Raw genomic sequence first — 24,251 nt, 5'->3', positions numbered from 1 at the left:
CCTGACCGCTCACGGCACCGCGATGAAGCGCAGCGCCATGAACTGGCGCGCGGGCAGCGGGATCGTGGCGCTGCCCTCGACGGTCTCCGGCAGGCGCTCGATCGTCATGCCCCAGGTGTCGAGGACGTCGACCGTGTAGCGGCGCCCCTCCGGAAGCCGCACGGTGCGGAAGCGCGGCCGGTTGAAGCCGAAGTAGAGCAGGAGGTGCTCGCCGGCGACGCCCGCCCACGGGGTGTCCCACTCCGAGGGCAGCGGCTCGAGGACCCCGCCGGGCGCCTCGGCGAGGATCCGGGCGAGGAAGGCGATGCGGTCGGGGCTGGTGCCGTGCAGGTCGCCCCCCTTGGACCACCAGATCTCATGGTCTTCGCGGAAATAGGTCTCGCCGTGGCCGACGTAGCCGCCGCGCACCGCCCCCTCCCAGAAGCGCCGGGTCATCTCCTCTCCGGTGATGTTGCCCCAGCCCTGGTCGAGGTCGCCCTCGTAGGCGCACTCGTCGACGACCACCGGCTTGCCCCACTGCTCGCGCCACTCGGTGACGTTCTCCGCGGTGCGGTAGACGTCGATCCGCTGGGTGCTGGAGTGGGTGATCCAGGGCCGCGAGTAGTCGTAGAAGCGCAGGCAGTTGTGGATCGAGAGCAGATGGCGGGAGGGATCCTCCGCGACCACGATCGCGGCCAGCCGCTCCCAGTCCTCCTCCGCCTTGGTCCACATCAGGTCGAACTCGTTGGCCATCGACCACCACACGTTGGGCAGCGCGGCCAGGCGCCGCACGAGGTAGCGCACGTAGCGGTCGTCGGCGGCGCGGCCCAGCTCGGCGAAGCCCCAGCGGTCGTAGGGATGGAACAGGATGAGATCCGCCTGGATGCCCAGCGCGTCCAGGTCGCGGATCCGGGACTCCAGGTGCCGGAAGTACTCGAGGTCGAAGCGGGTCAGGTCGAAGCCCTCGCCGTCCTCCGCGCGGGGGAAGGGGAAGCGCTCGGGGTCCTCGGTGTTGTAGAGGTACGCCTTCGGGAAGACGCACATCCGGATCTTGGTGAAGGGGCTCGACGCCAGGGCGGCGAGGGTCCGCTCCTGGACCTCCTGCCCCTGGTGCGTCCACGCGTAGGCCGTCGTGCCGAGCGGCACATGCCGCGTCCCGTCGGCGTGCGCGAAGTGGAAGCGGTCCGCGACCCGCACCGCGCCCGGCCCGGCCGGCTCGGCCGAGACCTCGAGGGAGCCCTTGATCCCGTCGAGGGAGCGGGCAGTCGAGGAGGTGACGAGGCGCCAGGTGCCGGGCTCCTCGGGGAGGAAGCGCAGCAGGTAGCGTCCGTCGCCGTCGTAGAAGCCGCCCACCCGCAGGCTGGAGGTGGGGCCCTCAACCCGCGCCTCCAGCTCGACGTCCACGAAGGGGTTCCCGTGGGACGGGCCGCGCAGCGCGATCTCGACCGGGCCGTGCACGCGGGCGTCCGTCGGGACCGTGAGCTCCGCGCTCCCCCGGGGGACCTCCTCGCCCTCGTAGTCGGGATCCGGTGCGATCGCCGGCGCCTCCGCGCGCGGCGGGGTCGTGTCCTCGATCGCCGCGAGGCTCGCCCAGAAGGCGGCCGAGCGCTCCGGGTCGTCGCGCAACGCGGTCTCGTGGTCGGCGAGCATACGCAGCGACATGTTGCGCAGCTGGCCGAGCATCGGCGAGTTCACGAGGCCCGGCAGGGCGTTCGAGAGCACCGAGCGGGCGGCCGGGTTCTCGAGCACGTCACCGAGGCGGGAGTCAGGGGTGTAGCCGGTCATGGCGTCCTTCCGGGACGGCGGATGGTCGGGTCAGAGGACGCCGAGACCGGCGCCCGCCTGGGCGTCCTGCTCGGCCTGGATCGCGAGCAGGCGCCGGCGCTCGGCGCGCCGCTGCTCCTGCCGGTCCGGATCGGGGACCGGAGCGGCCATGAACAGGCGCTGCGTGTAGGGATGCTCGGGATCGCCGGTCACCGCGGCGGTCTCGCCCTGCTCGACGATCTCGCCGTGGTACAGCACCGCCACGCGATGGCTCACGTGACGCACCACGGCGAGGTCGTGGGTGATGAACAGGTAGGCGACGCCGGTCGCCTCCTGGATCTCGATGAACAGCTCGAGCACCTTGGCCTGGGTCGAGAGGTCCAGGGCGGAGACCGCCTCGTCGGCGACGATCAGCCGGGGGCTGAGCGCGAGCGCTCGCGCGATCGCGATGCGCTGCCGCTGCCCGCCCGAGAACTCGCGGGGCAGGCGGGCGGCGGCGTCTGCCGGCAGGTGCACCCGCTCGAGCAGGCCGCCCACGCGGGAGGCGGCGTCTCCGGCCGCGACCCCGTTGGCCGTGAGCGGCTCGGTGAGGATGTCGCCGATGGTCATCGAGGGGTTCAGCGAGGAGTAGGGGTCCTGGAAGACCACCTGGATGTCCTTCGCGAGGGCGCGCCGGCCGCGACGGTCGAGACGGGAGATGTCCTGCCCGTCGAAGCGGATCGAGCCGCCGCTGACCGGGGCGAGGCCCAGCACGGCCCGGCCCAGGGTGGTCTTGCCGGAGCCGGACTCGCCGACCAGGCCCACCGTCTCGCCGGGGCGCACGTCGAGCGAGACCGTGCGGAGGGCGTGGAAGGGGCTGCGGCCGCGGCCGCCCGGATAGATCACGTCGAGGTCCGTGACCTCCAGCAGCGGGGCGGCCTGGCGGTTCTCGGCGGTCATCGCGCGGTCCTCTCGGTCAGGGGCGGGCGCACCGTGTCCTCGTCGAGCATGGCATCGAGCAGGGAGCGGGTGTAGGGATGCTGAGGGTCGCGGAAGATGGTGCGGACCGGCCCGGCCTCGACGAGCAGGCCGTTCTGCATCACCGAGACCCGGTCGCAGAGGTCGGCGACGACGCCGAAGTTGTGCGTGACCAGCAGCACCGCCATCTCCATCTGCTCCTGCAGGTCGCGGATCAGGTCGAGCACCTCGGCCTGGATGGTCACGTCGAGCGCGGTCGTCGGCTCGTCGGCGATGAGCAGGTCGGGTCCCATCGAGATGGCGCCCGCGATGAGCACGCGCTGCACCATGCCGCCGGAGACCTGGTGCGGGTAGGCGTCGGAGGTGCGCTGCGGATCGGGGATGCCGACGGTCCCGAGCAGCTCGAGGGCCTTCGCCCGGGCGTCGGTCTTCGAGAGGCCGACGACCTTGACGAGCGGCTCGACGAGCTGGCTGCCGATCGTGAACATCGGGTCGAGGTTGCTCATCGGCTCCTGCGGGATGTACGCGATCTTCGTGCCGCGCACCGTGCTCTGCCGCGAGGCGTCGGCCGTCGCGATCTCCTGGCCGTCGTAGCGGATCGACCCGCCGATCAGCCGGCCGCCCGCGGGCAGCAGCCCGAGCACGGAGAAGGAGGTCTGGGTCTTGCCCGAGCCGGACTCGCCGATCAGGCCGTGGACCTCGCCGCGCCGCACGGTCAGGTCGATCCCGCGCACCACCTCCTTGACGGAGCCGTCGGGCAGGTCGTAGCCGATGCGGAGATCCTCGATCTCCAGCAGCGCGGAGCCGCTGCGGGCCGCGGCCCGCTCGTCGTCCTCGCGCCGGATCGTCGCGGGATGCTGCTCTCGGACGGCCGACGCCGCGGACCGCCGACGGGTGGTGCGGGCGGCGGAGCGCTCCAGCTCGTCGCGCAGCGCGTTGCCGAACAGGGTCAGCGCCACGGTGGTCACGCCGATCGCGAGGGCCGGCCAGGCCATCGTGACGGGGTTTCGGTACATGACGTCGAAGCCGTTCTTGAGCATCGAGCCCCAGGTGGGGGTGCCGGGGTCGCCGATGCCGAGGAACTCGAGGCCGGACTGGATGGCGATCGCGATGCCGAGCACCATCGCGGACTGGATGATGATCGGGGCGCGGACCACGCCGAGGATGTGACGGGAGATGATCCGGGCGTCGGTCAGGCCGGCGACTCGGGCCGCGTCCACGTACAGCTCCTCGCGGACCGCGCTCACCGAGGCGTAGACCAGGCGGAAGAAGCCCGGGGACATCAGCACGCCGAAGATGACCATCGACCACCACACCGAGGGGCCGACCACGGCCCGCGCGGCGAGCAGCACGATCATCCCGGGCAGCGCCATGGTCAGCGCGGTGACCCAGCTGAAGACGCTGTCCAGCCAGCCCTTGTAGTAGCCCGCCAGCAGACCCGCGGTCACGCCGATCACGAGCGCGACGATCGCCGCGACGAGTGCCGCGCCGAGGGAGATCTGGGTGGCGACCAGGAGGCGCGAGAGGATGTCGTGCCCCGAGCCGTCGGTCCCCAGCAGGTGCTCCGCGCTGGGCTCGGCGAGGATCGCTCGGGCGTCGGCCTGGTTCGCGTCGTGCGGGGCGAGGACCCCGCCGAGCAGCGCGAGCAGCGCGACGACCACGAGCACCGCGAAGGAGACGAGGCCGACGGGGTTCTTCAGCACGCGGCGGAGGAGGCCGCTGGGCCGGACCGTGGCGGCGGAGGCCGGGGCGGCGGAGACCGGGGCCCCCGCGACGGGTGCGGTGCTCATGCGAGCCTCACCTTCGGGTTGAGCAGTCCCTGCACGATGTCGATCAGCAGGTTGACCACGATGACGATCACGGCGGTGACCAGGACCAGGCCCATCACGAGGGGGATGTCGCCCTGGTTGGTCGCGCCGACGGAGAGCTGCCCGAGACCGGGCATCTGGAAGACCTGCTCGACGACGACCGCGCCGCCGAGCATGCCCACGAACTGGACGTTCAGCACCGCGAGGGCGGGGCCGACGGAGTTGCGCAGCGCGTGCTTCAGCAAGACGCTGCGCCCGTCGAGGCCCCGCGAGCGGAGGGTCCGCACGAAGTCCTTCTGCAGGGCGTCGAGCATCGAGCCGCGGACCTGCTGGGTGACCGCGGCACTGCCGCCGATGGACAGCGCCACGATCGGCAGGGTCACCGAGCGCAGCCACTCGACCGGGTCGTCGCCGAGCCGGGTGTATCCCGTCGCCTTGAACCAGCCCAGCTGGATCGCGAGCACCAGCACGAGGCCGACGGCGATGAGGAAGCCGGGGACGGCCATGGCCAGCACCGAGACGAACTGGATGATGCGGTCCACCCAGCCGCCGGCCCGCGCGGCCCACACGCCGAGCAGCACGGCGACGACGCCGGAGATCACGGTCGCCGCGATCACCAGGGTGAGGGTCACGGCGAGGCGCGTGGTGAGCGCCTCCGTGACCAGCTGCCCGGAGAACCAGGATCGGCCCAGGTCGCCGGTGATCGCCCGGCCCAGCCAGCCGCCGTACTGGACGACCAGGGGCTGGTCGAGCCCGAGCTCGGCCGCCCGCTGGTCGACCTGCTCCTGGGTGGCGTTCTGGCCCAGGATGCGCCGCGCGATGTTGCCGCCGCCCATGTAGAGCAGCAGGTAGGCGATCGTGGTGATCGCGAAGGTGAGAATGAGGCCGGAGATCAGGCGCCGGCCGATGAAACGGAGCATGGATGCACCCCTCGGGAGGTCTCCCGCCGGCCGCTCAGGCCGGGGTCACGTCGTAGATGTTGGGCAGGGTGTTGCTCGGCAGCATCGCCGTGACGGTGGTGCCGTCGTTGGTCGCGACGCTTCCCTGGGCGCGGTAGAACGGCACGAACCAGGCCTGCTCGACGATGTAGGTGTTCAGCGCCTTCATGGTCGCGCCGCGGGTGGTCTCGTCCCCGGTGAGGTACTCCTCGAGCAGGGCGTCGACCTCCGGGTCCTGGTAGCCGAAGGGGTTGAAGGTCGCCGTCGGCGAGATCATGAAGTTCGCGAGCTGCCAGTCGGGGTTCTGCTCGAGGGCCATGAAGGTCATGCCGAACTTCGGGGCGAGCATGTCGGCGATGAAGTTGTTGCCGGGCTGCACGTAGTTGGCGGTGATGCCGATGTCGCTGAGGTACTGGGCTATGAGGTTCGCAGCGGTCTGGAAGGACGCGGCGGTGGGCATCTCGACCGCGAAGCCGTCCGCGTAGCCGGCCTCGGCCAGGAGGGCCTTGGCCTTCTCGACGTCGTAGGGGTAGCGCTCGTCGAGCGCCTCGTCGTACGCCTCGGAGCCGGTCGGGAAGACCTGGCCGGTGACGGTGCCGAAGCCGAGGGCGACGGCCTCGAGCAGCGCCTCGCGATCCATGGCGTGCGCGATCGCCTGGCGCACCCGGACGTCGCCGAGGGCCTCGACCATCGTGCCGGCGCGGTCCAGGAGCAGCAGGCCCTGGAAGTCGAGCTCGTTGGAGTGGAGCACGGCGCCGGAGGACTCGGCCTGCGCGAAGGTCTCGGCGTTCGCGAGCTTGGCGTAGTCCAGCTCCTTGGCCTGGAGCGCGTTGACCATCGCGGTGGTGTCTTCGATGAAGCGCATCTCGAGGCGGTCGTAGTGCTGGACGTCGGGGTTCCAGTAGCCCTCGCGCTTGGTGAAGACGTAGATGTTGTTGGTGATCGTCGCCGAGGTGTCGAGGACGTACGGGCCGCTGCCGGCGGGGTTGGTGGCGAGGTCCTCGTTCTCGGCCGCGGCGGGGTTCAGCACGAGGCCGGCGGTGCGGGTGAGGTAGTTCAGCAGGGCCGGATCGGGTTGGGTGAGGGTGATGACGACGGTGTGGTCGTCGGCCGCGGTGACGGTGTCGACGCTGGCGAGGTAGTTCGCGTCGGGGCCGGAGCCGTCCTTGAAGCGGGTCATGCTGGTCACGACGGCGTCCGCGGTGAGCGGGGAGTCGTCGGCGAAGGTGACGTCGTCACGGAGCGTGAGGGTCAGCTCGGTCTCCGACTCGTCGTAGCTCCACTCGGTGGCGAGATAGGGCTCGATCTCGCCGGAGCTCGCGGCGAGCAGGAGGGTGTCGTAGGGGGCCTGGTAGTAGGGGAGGCGGTTGCCCCACTCGGCGCCGACCGGATCGAAGGTGGTCGGGGCGACCATGAGGCCCATGCGGAGGGTGGTCGACCCGGAGCCGCCGGAGCCGCCGCTCCCGCCGCTCGAGCCGCCGCAGGCGACGACGCCGAGGCTCATGGCCCCGATGGCGACGGTGGTACCGGTCAGCTTCAGCATGTCTCGACGGAGCATCGGAGAGTCCTTTCACGGAGGCGCGCCTCGTTGCGGCGCTCGTGCTGGGGGCGGGGACGGCTGGTCATCGCCGTCGCGCCCGAGAGGGTGAGTTGTCGGTGGTGATGCAGGTGTGACTCGTGTAAGTGACCGACAGCACGGATGATGACACGCATTCCTGTCACGTGTAAGTAATGGGTCCGCATCGTGGTCGATCTCGGGTCGGGGATCGGGGACGGATGCCCTCGTCGGCATCACATCGCTCCTCCTCCCGTGCGGGCGACGACCGGAGACGGCGCCTTGTGGGCGGGCCTCGCGAGCGTCGTCCACGGTTCCCGCCTCAGCAGTGACGGCGGGGTGGTGGTGTCGGCCTCCGCCACGGAACCGGGGCTCCGAGGCGGATGGCGGGACACTAACCAGCAACCGGTTGACCTGTCAACGTCGCGAGGTCGGCGCGTCGGGGTAGCGGTCGGAATGCGACCTCGGGGCGGCGGTCGGGATGCGTCCTCGGGGCGGCGGTCGGGATGCGTCGTCGGGCGGGGTGGCCGCCCCCGCGTCGACTGCTGCATCCGGACCGCCACCAGTCCACCCACACGCACCGACTGCTGCATCTGAGCCGCCACCGGTCCCCTCCCCCGCGCCGAGTGTTGCGTTTGGACCGCCACTGGGGCGCTATAGCGGTCCAGATGCAGCACTCGCCGTCGCGGGCGCGGAGCTCGGCCTACCGGGAGCGCGGGACTCGGCCCGCCGGCGGCGACCGACGGTCGACTCGCCGGCAGTGGCGGGCGCCGGGCCCCCTGCCGCGGCGGCGGGCGGATCGGCCATCGGAGACTGCGGCGCGATCCACCCCTCCGCCCAGGGTGGCCAACCGGTTGACCACTTGCGACGAGCTGTGTCAGAGTGCTCCCGAGCGGCCGACGTGGCCCGCTGACACGGAACCGCATCGGAGTGACCTGCGCATGAAGATCGGCATCGGCACCTACGCCCTGTTCTGGGAGTTCGAGGCCCGCAACCCCTCCCCCCTGAGCATCGCGGGGATGATCGACCGCGCCGCCGAGCTGGACTGCGAGGTCTTCCAGATCTGCGACGACCCCCGCCTCGAGGAACTCGACGACGAGGCGCTGCGAGCGCTGCGCGACCGGGCCGAGCTGCTCGGCGTCGAGCTGGAGCTGGGCACCCGCACCGTCGGCCGCGAGCACCTGGCCCGCTTCATCCGCCGCGCCGAGCTGCTGGGCGCCCGCACCCTCCGCTCGATGATCCAGAGCCAGGAGATCGCCGCCGGCGTCCCGGCCGTCGCCGAGGAGCTGGCGGCGAGCGTCCCCGCCCTCGAGGCGGCCAGCGTGACCCTCGCCCTCGAGACCTACGAGCAGATCCCCACGGCGACGCTTCTCGAGGTCATCGATCTCGTCGGCTCCCCGCGGATCGGAGTGTGCCTGGACCCCGCGAACTGCGTCTCCGCCCTCGAACACCCGCGCCAGGTCGTCGAGGCCTGCGCCACGCGCACGGCGAACCTCCACGTGAAGGATTTCGCCTTCGCCCGCCAGGAGGGCTGGGTGGGCTTCACGTACTCCGGCGCACCGCTCGGCGACGGCCTGCTCGACCTCGACCACGAGCTGAGCAGCGTCTACGGCGCCGACGGGGGCGCAGTTTCCGGTGCGAGCTCGGCCCCCAGCGCGATCGTCGAGCACTGGCTGCCCTGGCAGGGCGACCTCCCCGCGACCCTCGCCCTCGAGCGCGCCTGGACCGACCGCACCCTCGCGGCGCTGCGCGACTGGCGCGCGACCCACCGCCCGTCGGCCCGCTGAATCGCCCGTCGGCCGCCTGACCTGCCGGGCCGACCCCGCCCGTCGGCCGCCCACCCCCTCCCCGACCACCCCTCACCGCCCCATCCCCCGCGAAGGAGAACCCCATGAGCAGCAGCAAGGAGCTCAACCCCCTGTTCGGCAAGACCGTCGAGCTGGACCCGTCGATCAGCGTCGCCGTGGTCGGTGCCGCCGGGAAGATGGGCACCCGCGTGTCCAACAACCTGAACCTCACCGACGCCCCGGTCTCGTACGTCGAGGCCTCCGAGGCCGGCCGGGAGCGCCTCGCCGCGCTGGGCCGCGAGGTCACCGAGCTCGAGGACGCCGCCGCCGCGGCCGACGTCGTGATCCTCGCGGTGCCCGACGTCGTCCTCGGCAAGATCTCCGCGCAGGTCGTGCCGCTGATGAAGGACGGCTCCGTGCTGCTCACCCTCGACCCGGCCGCCGCCTACGCCGGCCTGCTCACCGAGCGCGAGGGCGTCCACCAGGCGTGCGCGCACCCCGCACACCCGTCGGTCTTCCTCGAGCGCACCACCCCCGAGGAGTGGGCCGACACCTTCGGCGGCATCGCCGCGCCGCAGGAGGTCGTGGCCGCCTACGAGGGCGGCGACGAGGCGATCCGGGAGAAGGTCGCGCAGGTCATCCGCGCCATCTACGCCCCCGTCATCGACGTGCACTGGGTGACCGTCAAGCAGCTCGCCCAGCTCGAGCCCACCCTCGTGGAGACCACCGGCTGCATGATCGGCCAGTTCCTCAAGGACTCGATGGACCACGCGATCTACGAGGTCGGCATTCCCGAGAAGGCCGTGAAGGCGCTGTTCTACGGGCACATCTTCATCTCGCTGACCAATGCCCTGCGCGGCTCGAACCCGTTCTCCGAGGCGTGCCTGCGCGCCATGGACTACGGGCGCGAGTCGATCATCCAGCCCGACTGGACCAAGGTCTGGGACGACGCCGAGCTCGATCGAGTCCTCGCCCAGATGCTCGACATCCCCGCTATCGAGCGCTGAGCCGGGCGAGGCGCAGGGCGAAGGCGGTCCGGGCCAGATTCTCAGCCACTTCCGCGCCCGAAGTGGCTGAGAATCCGGCCCTGTTCCCCTGCGTCGGCGCGGCCGTCGGCCGCGTCGCCCCCGTCGGCCGCCCCCGCACCACCGCCCGTCGCGACCCTCCCTACCCCACCGCCCCCGATTCCTATAGGATTCGGGGAGCTGATCCCGCTGCCGAGCTCGGCACCCGACATCGCCGTCCCCCGTCGGCGCCCGTGGAGGAAGACCCGATGACGTACCTCTTCAACGACCCCGCCCGTTTCGCCGCCGACGCCGTCCGCGGCCTCGCCGCCGCCCATCCCGACCATGTGGCCGTCGTGCACGGCGGCGTGGTCCGCGCGACCGAGACCCCCGCCGGCCAGCCCGCCCTCGTGATCGGCGGCGGCTCCGGCCACTACCCCGCCTTCGCCGGCTGGGTCGGCCCCGGCATGGGTCACGGCGCCCCGTGCGGCAACGTGTTCGCCTCGCCGTCGGCCTCACAGGTCTACTCCGTCGCTCGCAACGCCGAGAACGGCGGCGGCGTGATCCTCGGCTTCGGCAACTACGCCGGCGACGTGCTCCACTTCGGCGCCGCGGCCGAGAAGCTGCGCGCCGAGGGCGTGGACGTGCGGATCATCAAGGTCAGCGACGACATCATCTCCAACACCCCCGAGAACCACCGCGACCGCCGCGGCATCGCCGGTGACCTGCCCGTCTTCAAGATCGCCGGCGCCGCGATCGAGGCCGGCGCCGACCTCGACGAGGCCGAGCGGATCGCCTGGAAGGCCAACGACGCGACCCGCTCCTTCGGCGTCGCCTTCGACGGCCCGACCCTCCCCGGCGCGGGCGAGGCCCTCTTCCACGTCCCGGACGGCCAGATGGGCGTCGGCCTCGGCATCCACGGTGAGCCCGGCGTGCGCGACGAGCCGATCGGTACCGCCGACGAGATCGCGACCCTGCTGGTCGAGGGCCTCCTCGCCGAGCAGCCGGAGCGCGTCGAGGGCGGCTACCAGGGGCGCGCCGCGGTGCTCGTCAACGGGCTCGGCACCGTGAAGTACGAGGAGCTCTTCGTCGTCTACGCGAAGGTCGCCGAGCTGCTCGAGGCTGCGGGCATCACCCCCGTCCGGCCCGAGGTCGGCGAGCTCGTGACCAGCCTCGACATGTCGGGGCTCTCGCTCACCCTGGTCTTCCTCGACGAGGAGCTCGAGCGGCTCTGGCTCGCCCCCGCCGACACCCCCGCCTTCCACCGCGGGTCGATGACCGCCGCGGCGGATCGTCCGCGACGCACCTCCTTCTGGGAGGCCGGGGCCGACGAGATCCCCGCCGCGAGCGCCGAGTCCCGCGAGGTCGCCACGCGGATCACCAGCGTGCTCGACCTGTTCGAGGCGGTGTGCGCGCGGGAGGAGGCCGAGCTGGGCCGGATCGACGCGATCGCCGGCGACGGCGACCACGGCCAGGGCATGGCCTTCGGCTCGACGGGCGCTGCCGCCGCGGCGCGCGAGGCCCTCGAGGGCGGCGCCGGGGCGCGCACGCTCTTGGTGCGTGCCGGGGAGGCCTGGTCGGAGTCGGCCGGCGGCACCTCGGGCGCGCTGTGGGGCGCGGCGCTGATCGCGGCCGGCGGGGTCTTCGCCGACGACGCGGGCGCCGATGACAGCACGACGGTCCGGGCGCTCGACGCCGGCATCGACGCGATCCAGCGGCTCGGCGGTGCGAAGGTGGGCGACAAGACCATGGTCGACGCCGCCGCCCCGTTCCGCGAGGAGCTGGACTCTGCCTTCACCGGCGAGAACGCGGCCGAGGCGATCCTCGCCGCCGCCGAGGTGGCCTGTCGCGCCGCCGACGCCACCGCCGAGATCACCGCCTCCCTCGGCCGCGCCCGTGTGCTGGGCGAGAAGTCCGTGGGCACCCCCGACCCCGGCGCCATCTCCTTCTCGATCCTGATGAAAGAGCTCGGTCAGCACCTGTCGTGAGGCGGTGGCCTGTTTCTCAACCGCTTTCGGGCCGATAGTGGTTGAGAAACAGGCCACCGTCACCGGTCGAGGCCGCGCCGGGCCCTCGTCCGTCGTGGTCACCGACCGTCGCCGCTCTCCGCCTCTCGCCCTCCGCCTTCCACCTCACCCTCTCGTCCACCTCTCTCGAAGGAGACCCTCATGGCTCTCACCATCGTCACCGGATCCGACAACGCCGGCCACGGCCACAAGACCGCCCTCAAGGAACTCCTCGAAGCCGACCCCCGCGTCGAGAAGGTCATCGACGTCGGCGTGCTCTCCCGCGAGGACCAGGAGCTCTACCCCAACGTCGCCGTCGCTGCCGCGAAGAAGGTCGCCGCCGGAGAGGCCAACCGGGCCCTGCTGATCTGCGGCACCGGACTCGGCGTGGCGATCGCCGCGAACAAGGTCTCCGGGATCCGCGCCGTCACCGCTCACGACCTCTACTCCGTGCAGCGCTCCGTGCTCTCCAACAACGCGCAGGTCCTGTGCATGGGCGAGCGGGTCATCGGCCTCGAACTCGCCAAAGAACTCGTCAAGGTCTGGCTCGACCTCGAGTTCGACCCCACCAGCAGCTCCGCCGAGAAGGTCGACGCCATCTGCGCCTACGACGGCAGCCTCGGCCAGGCCTGACCCGGGCTCGAGCCGGCCCGGCCGGCCGGGCTGTCCACACAAGGGACGTGAGCGGCAGCTGCCCTGCATATAGCAGGCCGGTGTCCGCTCACGTCCCTTTGATGGACACGGCCGCTCCGCGCCCCACGGCCAGCTCTTTCTCCCCCGGTCCCGCGCCCCTGGCACAGGTCGACACTGTCGCCTCACGAGCCAGAACCACCCCCAATCTGGCTCGCCAGTCGACACTGTCGACCCGCGGCGGCAGGGTGGAGGGGAGCACCGCGCCGCGCCGGGCCGGGCCGCGCCGGCGACATCCTCCCGTCGGCGGGGGATCTCGCCGTTGGGCGCCCGAGGGGAAGGCAGACTGCGCTCCAAGCAGCCCCGTCCCGCGCCGCGCCCCGCCAGGCCCCGCCCCAGACGCCCCGCCCCGCCCGACCTCGCTAACCAAGGAGACCCATGAACACCATCTGGATCGGCACCAGCTGGAAGATGACCAAGACCCTCGCCGAGGGCCGCGAGTGGGCCACCGGCCTGCGGGGTCACCTCGAGTCCGCGCACGACGGCCGCGCCCCCGCGGGCATCCAGCCGTTCATCATCCCGTCCTTCACGGCGACGACCACGGTGCGGGGCATCCTCGGCGAGGACTCGCCCGTGCTGCTCGGCGTGCAGAACGCCCACTGGGAGGACGCGGGGGCCTGGACCGGCGAGGTGTCCGTCCCGCAGGCGAAGGATGCCGGTGCGCAGCTCGTCGAGATCGGGCACTCGGAGCGTCGGGAGCACTTCGGCGAGACCGTCGAGACGACGCGGCTGAAGGTCGCCGCGGCACTCCGTCACGGCCTGACCCCGCTGCTGTGCATCGGCGAGAGCGCCGAGGTGAAAGAGGCCGGCGGGTCGAGCGCCTTCATCCTCGACCAGGCCGCCGGGGCGCTCGAGGGCCTCTCGGCAGACGAGCTCTCGCGCGTGGTCATCGCCTACGAGCCGATCTGGGCGATCGGCGAGAAGGGCCGGCCGGCCACGATCGAGGAGCTCATCGAGCCCTTCGCCGCGCTCGGCGCCGAGTACACGGGTCGCGTCGCGGGGCTGCTCTACGGCGGCTCGGTGAACCTCGACAACGCGGCCGACCTCCTCGGGATCGAGCACGTGAACGGCCTGTTCGTCGGCCGCACGGCATGGAAGCTGGAGGGCTACCTCGAACTGCTGCGGATCGCCGCCGCCCACGTCGCAGGCTGAGCCGGGGCCGAGGGAGCGCCGCAAGGGGCGTCCCACCCCGCGATCCGCCCCCGACCCTCGGCCATCCACCGGCCGACCTTCCGCCTAGGCCGTCCCGAGGCTCCGGCGATATCCTGGCCGCAGATCTCGCGAGCCCGGGAGGAGGCGGACCATGGCCGATCGACGCGGCGCTCCGCGCGGCGCACCCTGGCGCCAGGGTGCCCCCTCGCCCCCGTTCGGCCGACCCACCCCGCCTCTCGGCGGCCCGCTCGAGGGCACCATCCACTCCCCGCGCTCGCGCGCCGTCGCGCGACCCCGTCGGCGCGGGCGCTGGCTCACCGTCGGCGTCCCCGTGGTCGTCGGCGGCACCCTCGGACTCAGCGCGTTCATGGTGCTCGGCGTCGCCGCGCTGATCGGCGGCGCGGGCCTCGTCGGCCCCGCCCTCGCGGGACTCGGCATCGCGGGAGCGTTCGGCGGCGGCACGGGATTCCTGCTGCGCAACCGTCGGCCCCACCGGACCCTGCAGGTCGCCGCATCGGGTTCGATGCCGACGGGCACGCGCACCGCGCTCGAGGCCATCCTGCGCACCTCCCGCACGCAGCAGCGCCGGATCACGAGGGTGCGGCGCCAGGTGCGGCACCCGGCGGTCCGCGAGCTCACCGACCGCGCGGACCTGCTGCTGCAGCGGATCGGCGCCCTGCTCGCGACCGAGTCGATGCAATCCCGGCGGCCGTCCGACGACGACGTGATGCTGCTCGAGGGCATGGCCGAGCGCTACATCCCCGACCTCGTCGAGGCCCTCGAGAACACCGCGGGCTTCCTGGCCACCGGACGGGAGGAGGCCGCCGCCCGGGCCCAGGCGAACCTGCGCAGCGTCGAGTCGCAGCTCGCCTCCCTCGACGCCGCGCTCGACCGCGTCGAGGACGATCTGATCGCCCACGTGACCCGCAGCCTCGACGTCCACTCGGCGTTCCTCGACCAGCGACTGGCCTCCCGCTCCGCGGATCCGCTGCTGGATCCGGACGCGGGCCGCGAGGGCTGACGGCGCCGGCCGACGGGACCTCCCCCCGGCGTTCCTGCCGGTCGGGCGCCGTGCGCGCCCGACGTCGCCGCGTCAGTCCGCGAGCAGCTCCTGGGCGCTGCTGCGGTCGACGACGACGTTCGTGATCAGCCCGCGCTCGAGCGGGCCCGACTCGAGCTGTGCCGAGCGGAACCGGGCTGGGCTGGACCGACTTCCCGGCCGGGGCGGCTGAGCCGGGCGGGGCTGGGCTGGGCTGGACCGAGCTGACCCGGGGCGATCTCCCCTCGACCGACGTCCCGCCCGGCCCCGCACCCCGGAACAGGTCGACACTGTCGCCTCACGAGCCAGAACCACCCTCGATCCGGCTCGCCAGCCGACACTGTCGAGCTACCCGCCGATCCTGGCCCGCGCTCAGGCCTCGGCCGCAGCTGCCTCCGGCTCGCGCTTCTCCGCCTCGGCGCCCTCGCCGTCCCCCGTCGGCCCCTGCAGCGAGCGGCCGAGCACGAGGTCGAGGTGCTCGGCAAGGGCGCGCAGGGCGCCGTCGTGGTTGTGCTGCCGCACCATCTGCAGGATCCTGCTGTGCTCCTCGTGCGCCTCACGGCCGTCGAAGCTCACGGAACCGCCGGACCAGGTCTGCCGCATCCGGTGGGTGTGGGTGCGGAGGTTCTCGACCATCGTGAGCAGGTAGCGATTGCGGGCGTGGTTGAAGAACACCTGGTGGAAGGCCCAGTCGGCCTGGAAGTGCTCGTTGATCAGGTCGTAGTCGATCTGGCCGTCGCTCTCGATGCGGGCGAGCACCTCGGCATGGTGAGTATGGGCGGCTTCGAGGTCGGCGAGCAGCGGCTCCCACTCCTCGAAGGACTTCCCGAGCGCGGCCGACTCGACGGTTCGGCGCGCATCGAGGAGCTCGACCATCTGGCCGTCGTCGAGCATCGGCGCGACGACGTAGCCGCGCAGCGCCACGTACTCCACGAGGCCCGAGCGCTCGAGGGAGACCATCGCCTCGCGCACGGGCGTCGGGGAGACCTCGAGGTCACGGGCGAGTCCGTCGATGCTGAGGCGGGAGCCGGGCGCCCAGCGGTTCTCGAGGAGGCGCTGGAGGATCAGCTCCTCGACCTCGTCGCGCAGCACCTGTCGTCGAATGGCCATGGTGGGTTCCTTCAGGTGCTGGGGGTCGCTCGGCCCGGATCGGGCTTCCCATAGGATAAGCGGCTCGCTGCCCGCCAGGGGTGCGTTCGGGGACGGCTCACACCCCGCCGCCCACCCGTCGGCCGCCCCTGCCGACCACCCCTCGGACCACCCCGTGCCGGGCGCCCCGCGCGAGGCCTAGGCTCCTTAACTGGTCGCGCCACGCCCCGGCCGACCCGAGACCCGAGGAGCCCGTCACGTCCACCATCGCCCCGCGTCGCTTCGGCGCTCTCCGCGACCGCCATTCGCGGCCGTACCTGTTCACCGCGGGCCTGTCGATGATGGCCGACAACATCGAGCACGTCATCACCTACTGGTTCCTGTGGCAGGCCTTCCACTCCCCCGCCCTCGTCGGCTTCCAGGTGATCAGCCACTGGCTGCCGTTCCTGCTGTGCTCGGTGTGGTTCGGGGAGCTCGCCGAGCGGTACGACTGCCGGCGCATCATCCAGATCGCCCAGGGCCTGTTCGCGTTCGTGTCGATCGCCTGGGGCGTCCTGTTCCTCACCGACAGCCTGCAGATGTGGCAGGCGTGCGTGCTGCTGGTGCTGCACGGCTGCGCGGGCGCGCTGTGGGGTCCGGCCGAGCAGCTGATGCTCCACGACTTCGCCGAGCCGAAGGACCTCCCCGGCGCGGTGCGGCTCAACGCGACGTTCAAGAGCCTCGGCGTGCTCGCGGGGCCGGTGGTCGGCTCGGCGCTGCTGCTCGCCCTCGGCCCCGGTGTCGGGATCCTGGCGAACGTGCTGTTCTACGTGCCGATGACGCTGCTCATGCTGCGCACCCCGTTCACGGGGCACAGCCGGGACGGGTTCGTGCGCCGCGAGCGGCTGGGCCCGATCCGCTCCCTGGGCGTGCTGCGCACCGTCGCCGGCGACCGGGTGCTGGTCTCGATGATCGCGCTCGGCGGGCTGATCGCCGTCGGCGTCGGATCCTCGCTGCAGGTCGCGATGCCGTCGCTGGCCGACGCGCTCGGGGCCGGGGAGGCGGGCGCCGCCTACGGCCTGCTGCTCTTCGCCAACGGCGCGGGCGGCGTGCTGGGCGGCTTCCTGCTCGAGGCGACCGGGGTGATCAAGCCCAGCACGCGGGCGGCGGTGGTCGCGACCTTCCTGTTCGGGGTGACGACGATGGTGGTCGCCGTGTCGCCGAGCTATGCCCTGACGATCCTCGCGCTCGTGATCGGCGGCGTCGCGAACCTCGCCTCGATGACCATCGGCCAGGCGGTCGTGCAGCTGCGGGCGCCCGTCGAGCAGCGCGGTCGCGTGATCGGCGTGTACAGCATGCTCACCACGGGCCTGCGCACCGGCAACGGGATCACTCTCGCCGTGCTCGGCTCGTTCATCGGGGTGACCGGCACGGTGCTCGTGGGCGGGGTGACGCTCGTGGTGGGCGCGGTGGTCATCGCGGCGCTGGTCGCGCTCGCGGCACGGGGCCGACGGCGGGCGGCCGACGGGGGCGCGCCGGTCGGCGAGTGATCGGCGCGGCCGACGGAGGGCCGGCCGGGCCCGCGCCGGTCGGTGAGCAGGGCCCGGGCGGCCCCCCGGGAGGGTGAGGCTCAGTACCCGAACGTGAGCGGGGCCGACGGGTCCGTCTCGACCCACACCGCCTTCGGCGTCGAGTACTCGAGAAGGCCGTCGTGCCCGCTGGAGCGTCCCGAGCCCGAGTGGCCGAAGCCGCCGAAGGGCGCCATGACGTTGATGGTCTTGTAGCTGTTGACCCACACGGTGCCGGCGCGCAAGGCCCGCGCGACCCGGTGCGCGCGATCCACGGCGGAGGTCCAGACAGCGCCCGCGAGGCCGAAGTCGGTGGCGTTCGCGAGAGCGATCGCCTCGTCCTCGTCCTCGAAGGGGATCGCGGCGACGACCGGTCCGAAGACTTCCTGCTGGGCGATGGGGTCCGTGTTGGAGACCCCGGCGAGCAGCGTCGGCGGGAAGAAGAAGCCCGGGCGGTCGAGCACTGCTCCTCCGGCGAGCACGTTGGCCGCTGGAGCGGCCTCGCCCACGAGCGCCGCGATCCTCTCGAGCTGGGCGCGGTTCTGGATCGGGCCCACCTGCGTCGCCGGGTCCGTCGCGTCCCCCTGACGGAGGGAGGTGGCGAGCGCGGCGAGCTTCTCCACCACCTGGTCGTGGACGGAACGGTGGACGAGCAGCCGCGAGCCGGCGACGCAGCTCTGCCCCGCCCCGGAGAAGACGGCGGCCGCTGCCCCGGCGACGGCGCGGTCGAGGTCCGCGTCGGCGAAGACGATGTTGGCGCTCTTCCCGCCGAGCTCGAGCACGGAGGGCGTGAACTGCGCAGCGGCGTCGGCGGCGATCCTCCGTCCCGTCGCCGGCGAGCCGACGAACACCACCTTCGCCACCTCGGGATGGGTGACGAGCCGGTTGCCGGCGGTCGGGCCGAGGCCTGCGAGCACGTTGACGAGGCCGCGGGGGGTGCCCGCGCGCTCGGCCAGCCGCGCGAGGAGCAGCGAGGTGAGCGGGCTCAGCTCGGACGGCTTGAGCACCACGCCGTTGCCGGCGGCGAGCGCGGGGGCTAGCTGCCAGCCCGCAGTGAAGATCGGGGCGTTCCACGGAGTCATCTGCGCGACCACGCCGTACGGCTCGCGCAGCGTGTAGGTGAGGTGGCTCGTGGGGACGGGGATGACCTCGCCGTGCTGCTTGTCGGCCCAGCCGGCGTAGTACTCGAACATCTCCGCGACCTTGGTGACCTCGGCCGTCGCGTCCTTCAGGAGCTTTCCCGCGGTGCGGGACTCGAGGCGGGCGAGCGGCTCGAGGTGCGCGCGGACCTCGGCCCCGATCGCCCAGAGCACGCGGCCGCGGGCGGAGGCGGTGAGCGACCACCACTCGCGCTGGGCCCGTCGGGCGGCCGCGACGGCCGCGTCGACCGCCTCGCGGCCGCCGTCGGCGTAGGCGACGAGGTCGGTGCCGCTCGACGGGTCGACGAGGGTGACCTCCTCCCCCGCGCCGGGGAGGATCTCGCCGTCGACGTAGCTGCCCACCGCGGCGGTGCCCAGGAGCTCGGTCCAGAGGCTCAGCTCGGGGGCGGCGGGGGTCCGGGTCGGAGCGGTCATCGTGCGGTCACCATCCTGTTGAAATCGTCGCGGGGGCCGGTGGTGCGGAGGAGCTCTTCCCACATGGAGCGGGCCGCCTCGACCAGGGGCGAGGAGACGCCGAGGTCCGCGGTGAGATCCGCGGCGAGGCCCACGTCACGGGTCATGAGGCCGACGGGGAACCCGGAGTCGTAGCTGTCGCTGAGCACCCAGCGGGGCAGGTTCACCTCGGTGACGGCGGAGCGGCCCGACGCGGTGTTCAGCGCGGCGAGCAGGCGATCCAGGTCGACCTCGGAGGCCTCAGCGGCTCCGTGGAGGGCGCGCGCCGCGGCGAGGTGGATGCCGCACAGGAGGTTGTTGAGCAGCTTCGCGGTACTGCCGGCGCCAGTCGTGCCGATGTGGTGGACCTGGGCGGCGAGCGGCTCGAGCGCGGCGAGCACCTCCGCGAGGCGCTCCTCGGGGCAGCCGAGGAAGACGGTGAGCGAGCCGGTGGCGGCCCCCGCCGGGCCCCCGCTCACGGGGGCGTCGACCAGCAGGTGACCTGCCTCGGCGAGCACCTCCGCCCTCCGCCGGGAGTCGCCCGGCGGGCAGGTGCTCGCGTCGATCACGAGTCGCGGGCCGGGGGCGGCGAGCAGGTCCGGCAGGAGCTCGTCGACCTGGGCGGTGCCCGGCAGGGAGAGGACCAGGACCTCCGCCTCCGCGATCGCCTCGGCCGCCGTCACGCGCCGGACGCCCCCGGGGGTGGGGACGGGGCCGGGATCCACGCCGAGCACGGGATGGCCGGCGCGGAGGAGGCTCGCGGCCATGCCGCCGCCCATGTGCCCGAGGCCGAAGACCGCCCGGGGCGCGAGATCCTGCGGGCTGGTGCGGTCCGGGCTGGGTGCGGGCGCGGCCATCACACGGCTCCCGTCAGTCGGAGGGTCAGCTCGGCGATCAGGGCGGAGCCGATGTAGGTGCCGAGGAAGACGAGGATCGCGATCGCGAGGATCTTCCATCCCGAGCGCTTGAGGACGTCGATCTCCAGCTTGGAGATCGCGAAGCCGGCGTAGGCGAGCGGAGGCACCGCCAGGGCGAGGAAGTCGATGCCCTCGACGAGCGGGAAGACCGCTCCCGCCCAGGGCAGCATCGGGAGGGTGAGTACCACGGCGACCAAGGAGATCCAGGCGACCGAGGGCAGTCGCAGCGGGACATAGCGCGTCAGCAGCAGGCCGACGACGCACATGCCGTACAGGACGGCGAGGCCGATGACGATGTCGAGGAGACCCAGATCGGTCGCGATGGCTTGGATGGGCACCGAGATGAGGGAGATCAGCGCGAGGTCGCGCAGGGTGCGCCCGAGGTCCATCTTCCGCTCGTCGACCTCGGCGTAGTCGAGATCGGCGAGGTCGTCGGCGGGGCGGTCGGGGGTGGCGTCGGCGGTGGTCATCAGGCGGCCTCTCCCTGGGTGCGGGCGGTGGGGCGGGCGTGGTTGAGCGGGTCGTCGGGGCGGGAGCGGCGGTACATCCACTCCACGAGCGGGAGGGCGACGAACAAGCTCACGTACATGCCGGTCGCGTAGGTGAGCAGGTTCGAGGAGCCCGCGAGCGCGGTGATCGACTCGGTGTCCGCGGGGTTCGCGGCCGCGAGTGCGCCGGAGCAAGCGGCCATCATCGAGCCGGACCCGACGCCGCAGGCCATGGCGAGCGCCTCGAGGCTGAACACGCCGAGGCCGTCGAGCAGCGAGGCGATGATCGCGAAGATGAAGGTGCCGAAGAGGGTGCCCATCACGTAGACGCCGAGCACGCCGGTGCCCTCCGCGCTGCGCAGGCCGTAGCGGTCGGCGATGATCGCGATGTTCGGCTCGCGAGCGATGGAGTGCACGGCGCCGATGGATTCGCGGCCCATGCGCAGGACCCACACGGCCACCGGGAAGGCGAGCACGATCGTGCCGAGGTTGCCGATCTCCTGCAGGAGGAGGGCGGGGCCGGAGCGGATGACGAGCTCGATGCCGGGGCCGATGTCGGCGCCGAACCGGGCGATGAACGGCATGATCGCGACGACGATCAGGGGGCTGGCCGCCGCAGCCCGACGGACCGGCATGATCCGCGAGACCGCAGGGACGATGTTGGGGTTGAGCAGCAGCGCCAACGCGAAGGCGAAGAGCATGGGCAGCAGCAGGATCGTGCCGATGCCGATGGGGATGCGCAGGATCCCGATCAGCTGGCTGACGACGCCGATGACCAGGACCGCCAGGTGCAGGGGCCAGAGCCGGGCCAGTTCGCGGACTGTCTCCATGAGGACTCCTCGGGGACGGGGCCGACGGGCGCTCCTCGTCGTCGAGGGGGCGCGGGTCGGCGGGTGGGGAGGGATCCTTGGAGCGTAGGAGGTCCGCGGCGCACCGGGAAGACCTCGATCGGGCGACACGGTGTTGTCCGCACGGCAACACTCAGGGGTTCTCGCCGGCCATCCAGCGGGAGCAGGCCTGCAGCAGCGCGCGGGAGGCGGGAGGGAGCCGGCGGTCGCGGCGCACCATGAGCGCGGAGCGCACCGCGCTCAGGTGGTCGTCGGCGATGTCGAAGGTCCGCAGCTCGCTCCCCGCGGGGCGCGGGCTGAGGAAGACCGGTGGGAGCAGCGAGACGGCACGGCCCCGCGCCACGGCGCCGAGGAGGACCGTCTGAGAGTCCGTCTCGAGCACCGTCCGCATGCCCACGGTGTGGACGCGGAGGAACTCGTCGTGAAGGGCCCGCAGACCGAAGCCGCGGGCCATCACCGCCACGTCCAGCCCCTCGAGATCCGACGGGGCGAGGACCGCGCCCTCGGGATGTGCGGCCGCCACCGGGTGATCGGCGGCGCAGGTGAGCCGCAGCGGCTCGGGGGCTTCTCGGAGCACGGCGACCCGGGGGTGAGGCGCGGGGTGCAGGGCGATCGCGACATCGGCGTCGTCCCGGGCGAGCGTCTCGACCATCGAGTCGGTGCCCCCGGCCTGCACCACGATCGTCACGTCCGGATGCGCGCGCTGGAAGGGGTCGAGCACGTGCTCGTCGACCTGCTCGAGGAAGCCGAGGCCCACCGCGAGCCGCACCGTGCCGGTCGCGGCGCTCCTCCCCAGGGCGACCTCGTCGGCGAACAGCGCATCGAGGTCCCTGCGCTCCAGGGCGTAGCGCACCGCGACCCGCCCCAGCTCCGTGACCCGGGCCCCGTCGGCCCCGCGCTCGAACAGCGCCTCGCCCAGCCTGCGCTCCGCGGCCGCGATCGTGCGCTGGACGGCCGACGGCGCGATGCCCAGGTCCCGGGCCGCCGCCCGCAGGGAGCCCGCCTGCGCGACCGCGAGGATGCAGCGCAGTGTCCGGTCCTCGAGCACCGGCTCCCCCGTCGGCAGCACCTCAGCCCTCGGCGAGCGCGACTGGCTGCCCGGTCCGCGCCGATTCCTGGGCGGCGGCGACGACGCGGACGGTCGCGAGGCCGGCATCGCCCGTCGGCGCGACGGCCTCCCCGGCGCGGACCGCGGCGAGGAAGGCGTCGAGCAGCTCGGCGTCGAGGTCGACGCCGTAGGGCAGCCAGCGGCCGGGGCCGCCGACGTGCAGGGCGAAGGCGTCGATCTGCATCTGTCCGCCGGTGCCGACGGCCTGCAGGGTCAGGCCGCCCCAGGTGGGGGCGTCGACCGGCTGCGACCAGGAGCAGTCGATCGTGGCGACCATGCCGTTCGCGTAGGTGAGGGTGACGAGGCCGCCGGTCTCGGCGACGGCCCCGGCGCGGTCGGCGCTGAGGATCCGGTTGGTCACGGCGTGCACGGTCGCGGGCGGCCCGAAGACCGCGTCGAGGATCTGGGCGACGTGGACGGTGTGGTCGACGAGGCTGCCGCCGCCGGAGAGCTCCACGTCGGTGAACCAGTCGCGGGCCGTGGGCAGCATGCCGTTGTTGGTGCCGGTCAGGCCGATGACCTGGCCGAGGCGCCCGTCGGCGATCGCGGCTCGGAGGGTCTGCACGGCGGGCGAGAAGTGGACGGGGAAGGCGGTCATCAGCACCACCCCAGCCTCGCGGCAGGCGGCGACCATCTCCTCGGCGTCGGCGACGGTGGTCGCGAGCGGCTTCTCGCAGAGCACGTGGACGCCGCGCCGGGCGGCCTCGAGCACGAGCTCCTTGTGGTGAGCGTTCGCGCTGGTCACGATTACGGCATCGGGCCCCTCGGGCCAGGCGGCCCACGCCTCGTCGTAGCTGCCGACGACCCGTTGCGCGGTCACGTCGCCGAAGCCGTCGGGATCGGCGACGACGAGGTCGACGTCCTCACGGGCGTCGAGCAGGGCGGCATAGCCGGCGGCGTGCGTGTGGGCGCAGCTCAGCAGCGCCACGCGCAGCGGCTCCGCGGCCGACAGGAGAACGTTCTCGGGGGTCAGCATGCGATGCTCCGTCCGGTGCGCAGGGACTCGAGGGCGGCGCGGGCGACCTCGACGGCGCGGACCCCGTCGGCCGCCGTGACGCGCGGGGCCTCCCCGGTGCGCAGCGCGCGGACCGCGGCGAGGACCTCCTCCGCGTAGGGGCTGCGCAGGGACGTCACGTCGGGCAGGTAGTCGTCGGCGGCGCGCTGCCCGTCGGCACCCTGACGAGCGGCGGCGACCTCGTCGAGGCACACTTCCGGATCCGCGGCCGAGTCGTACTGGAGCCGGCCGGCGTCGCCCGCGAGGTCGAAGGTGTAGCGGAAGACGGTGCCGGGCGGGCCCCAGAAGCCGCGGCAGTGGCTGATCGCGCCGCTGGTGTGGGTGAGGACCACGTGGGCGGTGCGCACGGTCGCGTCGCCGTCGGCCGCCGCCTGCTGGGCGTAGACCCGCTCGGCGGGGCCGGCGAGCCACATCGCCTGGTCGATGTCGTGGATCATCTGGTCCATGACCAGGCCGTCGGACTGCGCCTCGTCCGCGAACCACGGCTGCGTCGGGAAGGAGCCGGTGCGCTCGAAGCGGAGCACGGCGAGGCGACCGATCGCGCCGTCCGCGATGGCCCGCTGCGCGGCGGCGTACTGCGGGAACCAGCGGACCACGTGAGCGGGGAACAGCATTCGGCCCTCACGCTCGGCGTGCTCGGCCACGGCTCGGGCGTCCTCGGCCGTCAGGGTCAGCGGCTTCTCGCAGACCACGTCGCGGCCCGCATCGAGCGCCCGGTGGATCAGCTCGGCATGCGCGGGGGTGGGCGTGCAGATGTCGACGACATCCACCGCGGCGAGCAGGGCGTCGAGGGTCTCGTGGGGGCGGGCGCGGAACTCGACGGCGAACTCCTCGGCACCGTCGAGGCTGTGGCAGTGCAACTCCGCCCCGGCCTCGATCCACCCGGGGGCATGGGCGCGGGAGATCCCGCCGGTGCCGATGATGCCGACGCGGAGGGGATCCGGCGGGGCCTTGAGGGGCATGGGTGC

General features: G+C 72.7%; 20 protein-coding genes. 7 read left to right on the top strand and 13 right to left on the bottom strand.

The genetic code is table 11. The annotated features are described in order from the left end of the window. Positions 1–9: 9 nt before the first annotated feature. Genes V1258_RS09325 through V1258_RS09305 form a run of 5 tightly spaced genes read right to left on the bottom strand, consistent with a single transcriptional unit; the run spans position 10 to position 7,004 of the window. On the bottom strand, positions 10–1,764 hold the full coding sequence (locus V1258_RS09325; RefSeq protein ID WP_329749382.1) for a DUF5605 domain-containing protein: 1,755 nt from the start codon (positions 1,762–1,764) through the stop codon (positions 10–12). 30 nt (positions 1,765–1,794) lie between these two features. Next, positions 1,795–2,682 (bottom strand): ATP-binding cassette domain-containing protein, encoded by an 888-nt coding sequence (locus tag V1258_RS09320; protein WP_329749381.1) that lies wholly within the window; start codon positions 2,680–2,682, stop codon positions 1,795–1,797. After that, complete coding sequence (locus tag V1258_RS09315) at positions 2,679–4,490, bottom strand: dipeptide/oligopeptide/nickel ABC transporter permease/ATP-binding protein (RefSeq protein ID WP_329749380.1); 1,812 nt, start codon at positions 4,488–4,490, stop codon at positions 2,679–2,681. The genes V1258_RS09320 and V1258_RS09315 overlap by 4 nt, the downstream gene beginning before the upstream one ends. Then, the gene (locus tag V1258_RS09310) at positions 4,487–5,428 is read right to left on the bottom strand and encodes an ABC transporter permease (protein ID WP_329745860.1); all 942 of its coding nucleotides are present in this window, start codon (positions 5,426–5,428) and stop codon (positions 4,487–4,489) included. Before V1258_RS09310 ends, V1258_RS09315 begins: the two co-directional genes overlap by 4 nt. A gap of 34 nt (positions 5,429–5,462) precedes the next feature. Then, positions 5,463–7,004 carry an ABC transporter substrate-binding protein gene (locus V1258_RS09305; RefSeq protein WP_329749379.1) on the bottom strand — a complete coding sequence of 514 codons (1,542 nt, stop codon included), beginning with the start codon at positions 7,002–7,004 and terminating at the stop codon, positions 5,463–5,465. 938 nt (positions 7,005–7,942) lie between these two features. Here V1258_RS09305 and V1258_RS09300 point away from each other — a divergent pair. The 6 genes from V1258_RS09300 (at position 7,943) to V1258_RS09275 (ending at position 14,661) form a co-directional block, all read left to right on the top strand. Then, on the top strand, positions 7,943–8,788 hold the full coding sequence (locus V1258_RS09300; protein WP_329749378.1) for a sugar phosphate isomerase/epimerase family protein: 846 nt from the start codon (positions 7,943–7,945) through the stop codon (positions 8,786–8,788). A gap of 104 nt (positions 8,789–8,892) precedes the next feature. Next, positions 8,893–9,795 carry a phosphogluconate dehydrogenase C-terminal domain-containing protein gene (locus V1258_RS09295; protein WP_329749377.1) on the top strand — a complete coding sequence of 301 codons (903 nt, stop codon included), beginning with the start codon at positions 8,893–8,895 and terminating at the stop codon, positions 9,793–9,795. 266 nt (positions 9,796–10,061) lie between these two features. Then, positions 10,062–11,780, top strand: a complete 1,719-nt coding sequence (locus V1258_RS09290) for a dihydroxyacetone kinase family protein (RefSeq protein ID WP_329749376.1) — start codon at positions 10,062–10,064, stop codon at positions 11,778–11,780. 180 nt (positions 11,781–11,960) lie between these two features. Continuing rightward, positions 11,961–12,431, top strand: a complete 471-nt coding sequence (locus V1258_RS09285) for a ribose-5-phosphate isomerase (RefSeq protein WP_329749375.1) — start codon at positions 11,961–11,963, stop codon at positions 12,429–12,431. A 435-nt stretch (positions 12,432–12,866) separates the two neighbouring features. Further along, positions 12,867–13,640, top strand: coding sequence for a triose-phosphate isomerase (locus V1258_RS09280; protein ID WP_329749374.1), 774 nt, complete (start codon positions 12,867–12,869; stop codon positions 13,638–13,640). A 151-nt stretch (positions 13,641–13,791) separates the two neighbouring features. Continuing rightward, positions 13,792–14,661 (top strand): hypothetical protein, encoded by an 870-nt coding sequence (locus tag V1258_RS09275; protein ID WP_329749373.1) that lies wholly within the window; start codon positions 13,792–13,794, stop codon positions 14,659–14,661. A gap of 390 nt (positions 14,662–15,051) precedes the next feature. Here V1258_RS09275 and V1258_RS09270 read toward each other — a convergent pair whose 3' ends face one another. Next, positions 15,052–15,789, bottom strand: coding sequence for a GntR family transcriptional regulator (locus tag V1258_RS09270; protein ID WP_329749372.1), 738 nt, complete (start codon positions 15,787–15,789; stop codon positions 15,052–15,054). A gap of 245 nt (positions 15,790–16,034) precedes the next feature. On the opposite strand from V1258_RS09270, the gene V1258_RS09265 reads away from it, so the two are divergent. Beyond that, positions 16,035–17,297 carry an MFS transporter gene (locus V1258_RS09265; protein WP_329749454.1) on the top strand — a complete coding sequence of 421 codons (1,263 nt, stop codon included), beginning with the start codon at positions 16,035–16,037 and terminating at the stop codon, positions 17,295–17,297. Positions 17,298–17,377: 80 nt separating this feature from the next. Here V1258_RS09265 and V1258_RS09260 read toward each other — a convergent pair whose 3' ends face one another. The 7 genes from V1258_RS09260 to V1258_RS09230 all read right to left on the bottom strand — a co-directional run bounded on the left by V1258_RS09260 (position 17,378) and on the right by V1258_RS09230 (position 24,245). Beyond that, positions 17,378–18,889, bottom strand: coding sequence for an aldehyde dehydrogenase family protein (locus V1258_RS09260; protein ID WP_329749371.1), 1,512 nt, complete (start codon positions 18,887–18,889; stop codon positions 17,378–17,380). Beyond that, positions 18,886–19,764: an NAD(P)-dependent oxidoreductase gene (locus V1258_RS09255; protein ID WP_329749370.1), complete on the bottom strand. Its 879-nt coding sequence runs from the start codon at positions 19,762–19,764 to the stop codon at positions 18,886–18,888. The genes V1258_RS09260 and V1258_RS09255 overlap by 4 nt, the downstream gene beginning before the upstream one ends. Then, complete coding sequence (locus V1258_RS09250) at positions 19,764–20,294, bottom strand: hypothetical protein (RefSeq protein WP_329749369.1); 531 nt, start codon at positions 20,292–20,294, stop codon at positions 19,764–19,766. Before V1258_RS09250 ends, V1258_RS09255 begins: the two co-directional genes overlap by 1 nt. After that, complete coding sequence (locus tag V1258_RS09245) at positions 20,294–21,142, bottom strand: DUF3100 domain-containing protein (protein WP_329749368.1); 849 nt, start codon at positions 21,140–21,142, stop codon at positions 20,294–20,296. The genes V1258_RS09250 and V1258_RS09245 overlap by 1 nt, the downstream gene beginning before the upstream one ends. A gap of 151 nt (positions 21,143–21,293) precedes the next feature. Then, positions 21,294–22,229: a LysR family transcriptional regulator gene (locus V1258_RS09240; protein ID WP_329749367.1), complete on the bottom strand. Its 936-nt coding sequence runs from the start codon at positions 22,227–22,229 to the stop codon at positions 21,294–21,296. Position 22,230: 1 nt separating this feature from the next. Continuing rightward, positions 22,231–23,244, bottom strand: a complete 1,014-nt coding sequence (locus V1258_RS09235; RefSeq protein ID WP_329749366.1) for a Gfo/Idh/MocA family protein — start codon at positions 23,242–23,244, stop codon at positions 22,231–22,233. Continuing rightward, entirely contained in the window at positions 23,238–24,245 is a 1,008-nt protein-coding gene (locus V1258_RS09230; protein ID WP_329749365.1) for a Gfo/Idh/MocA family protein, read from the bottom strand. Before V1258_RS09230 ends, V1258_RS09235 begins: the two co-directional genes overlap by 7 nt. Positions 24,246–24,251 lie beyond the last annotated feature (6 nt).

Origin of the sequence: Brachybacterium sp. J153 (genome assembly GCF_036311905.1) — a bacterium.
Lineage (GTDB): Bacteria > Actinomycetota > Actinomycetes > Actinomycetales > Dermabacteraceae > Brachybacterium.
The sequence above is the reverse complement of the archived record's forward strand: the minus strand, read 5'-3'. Positions and strand labels throughout refer to the sequence as shown.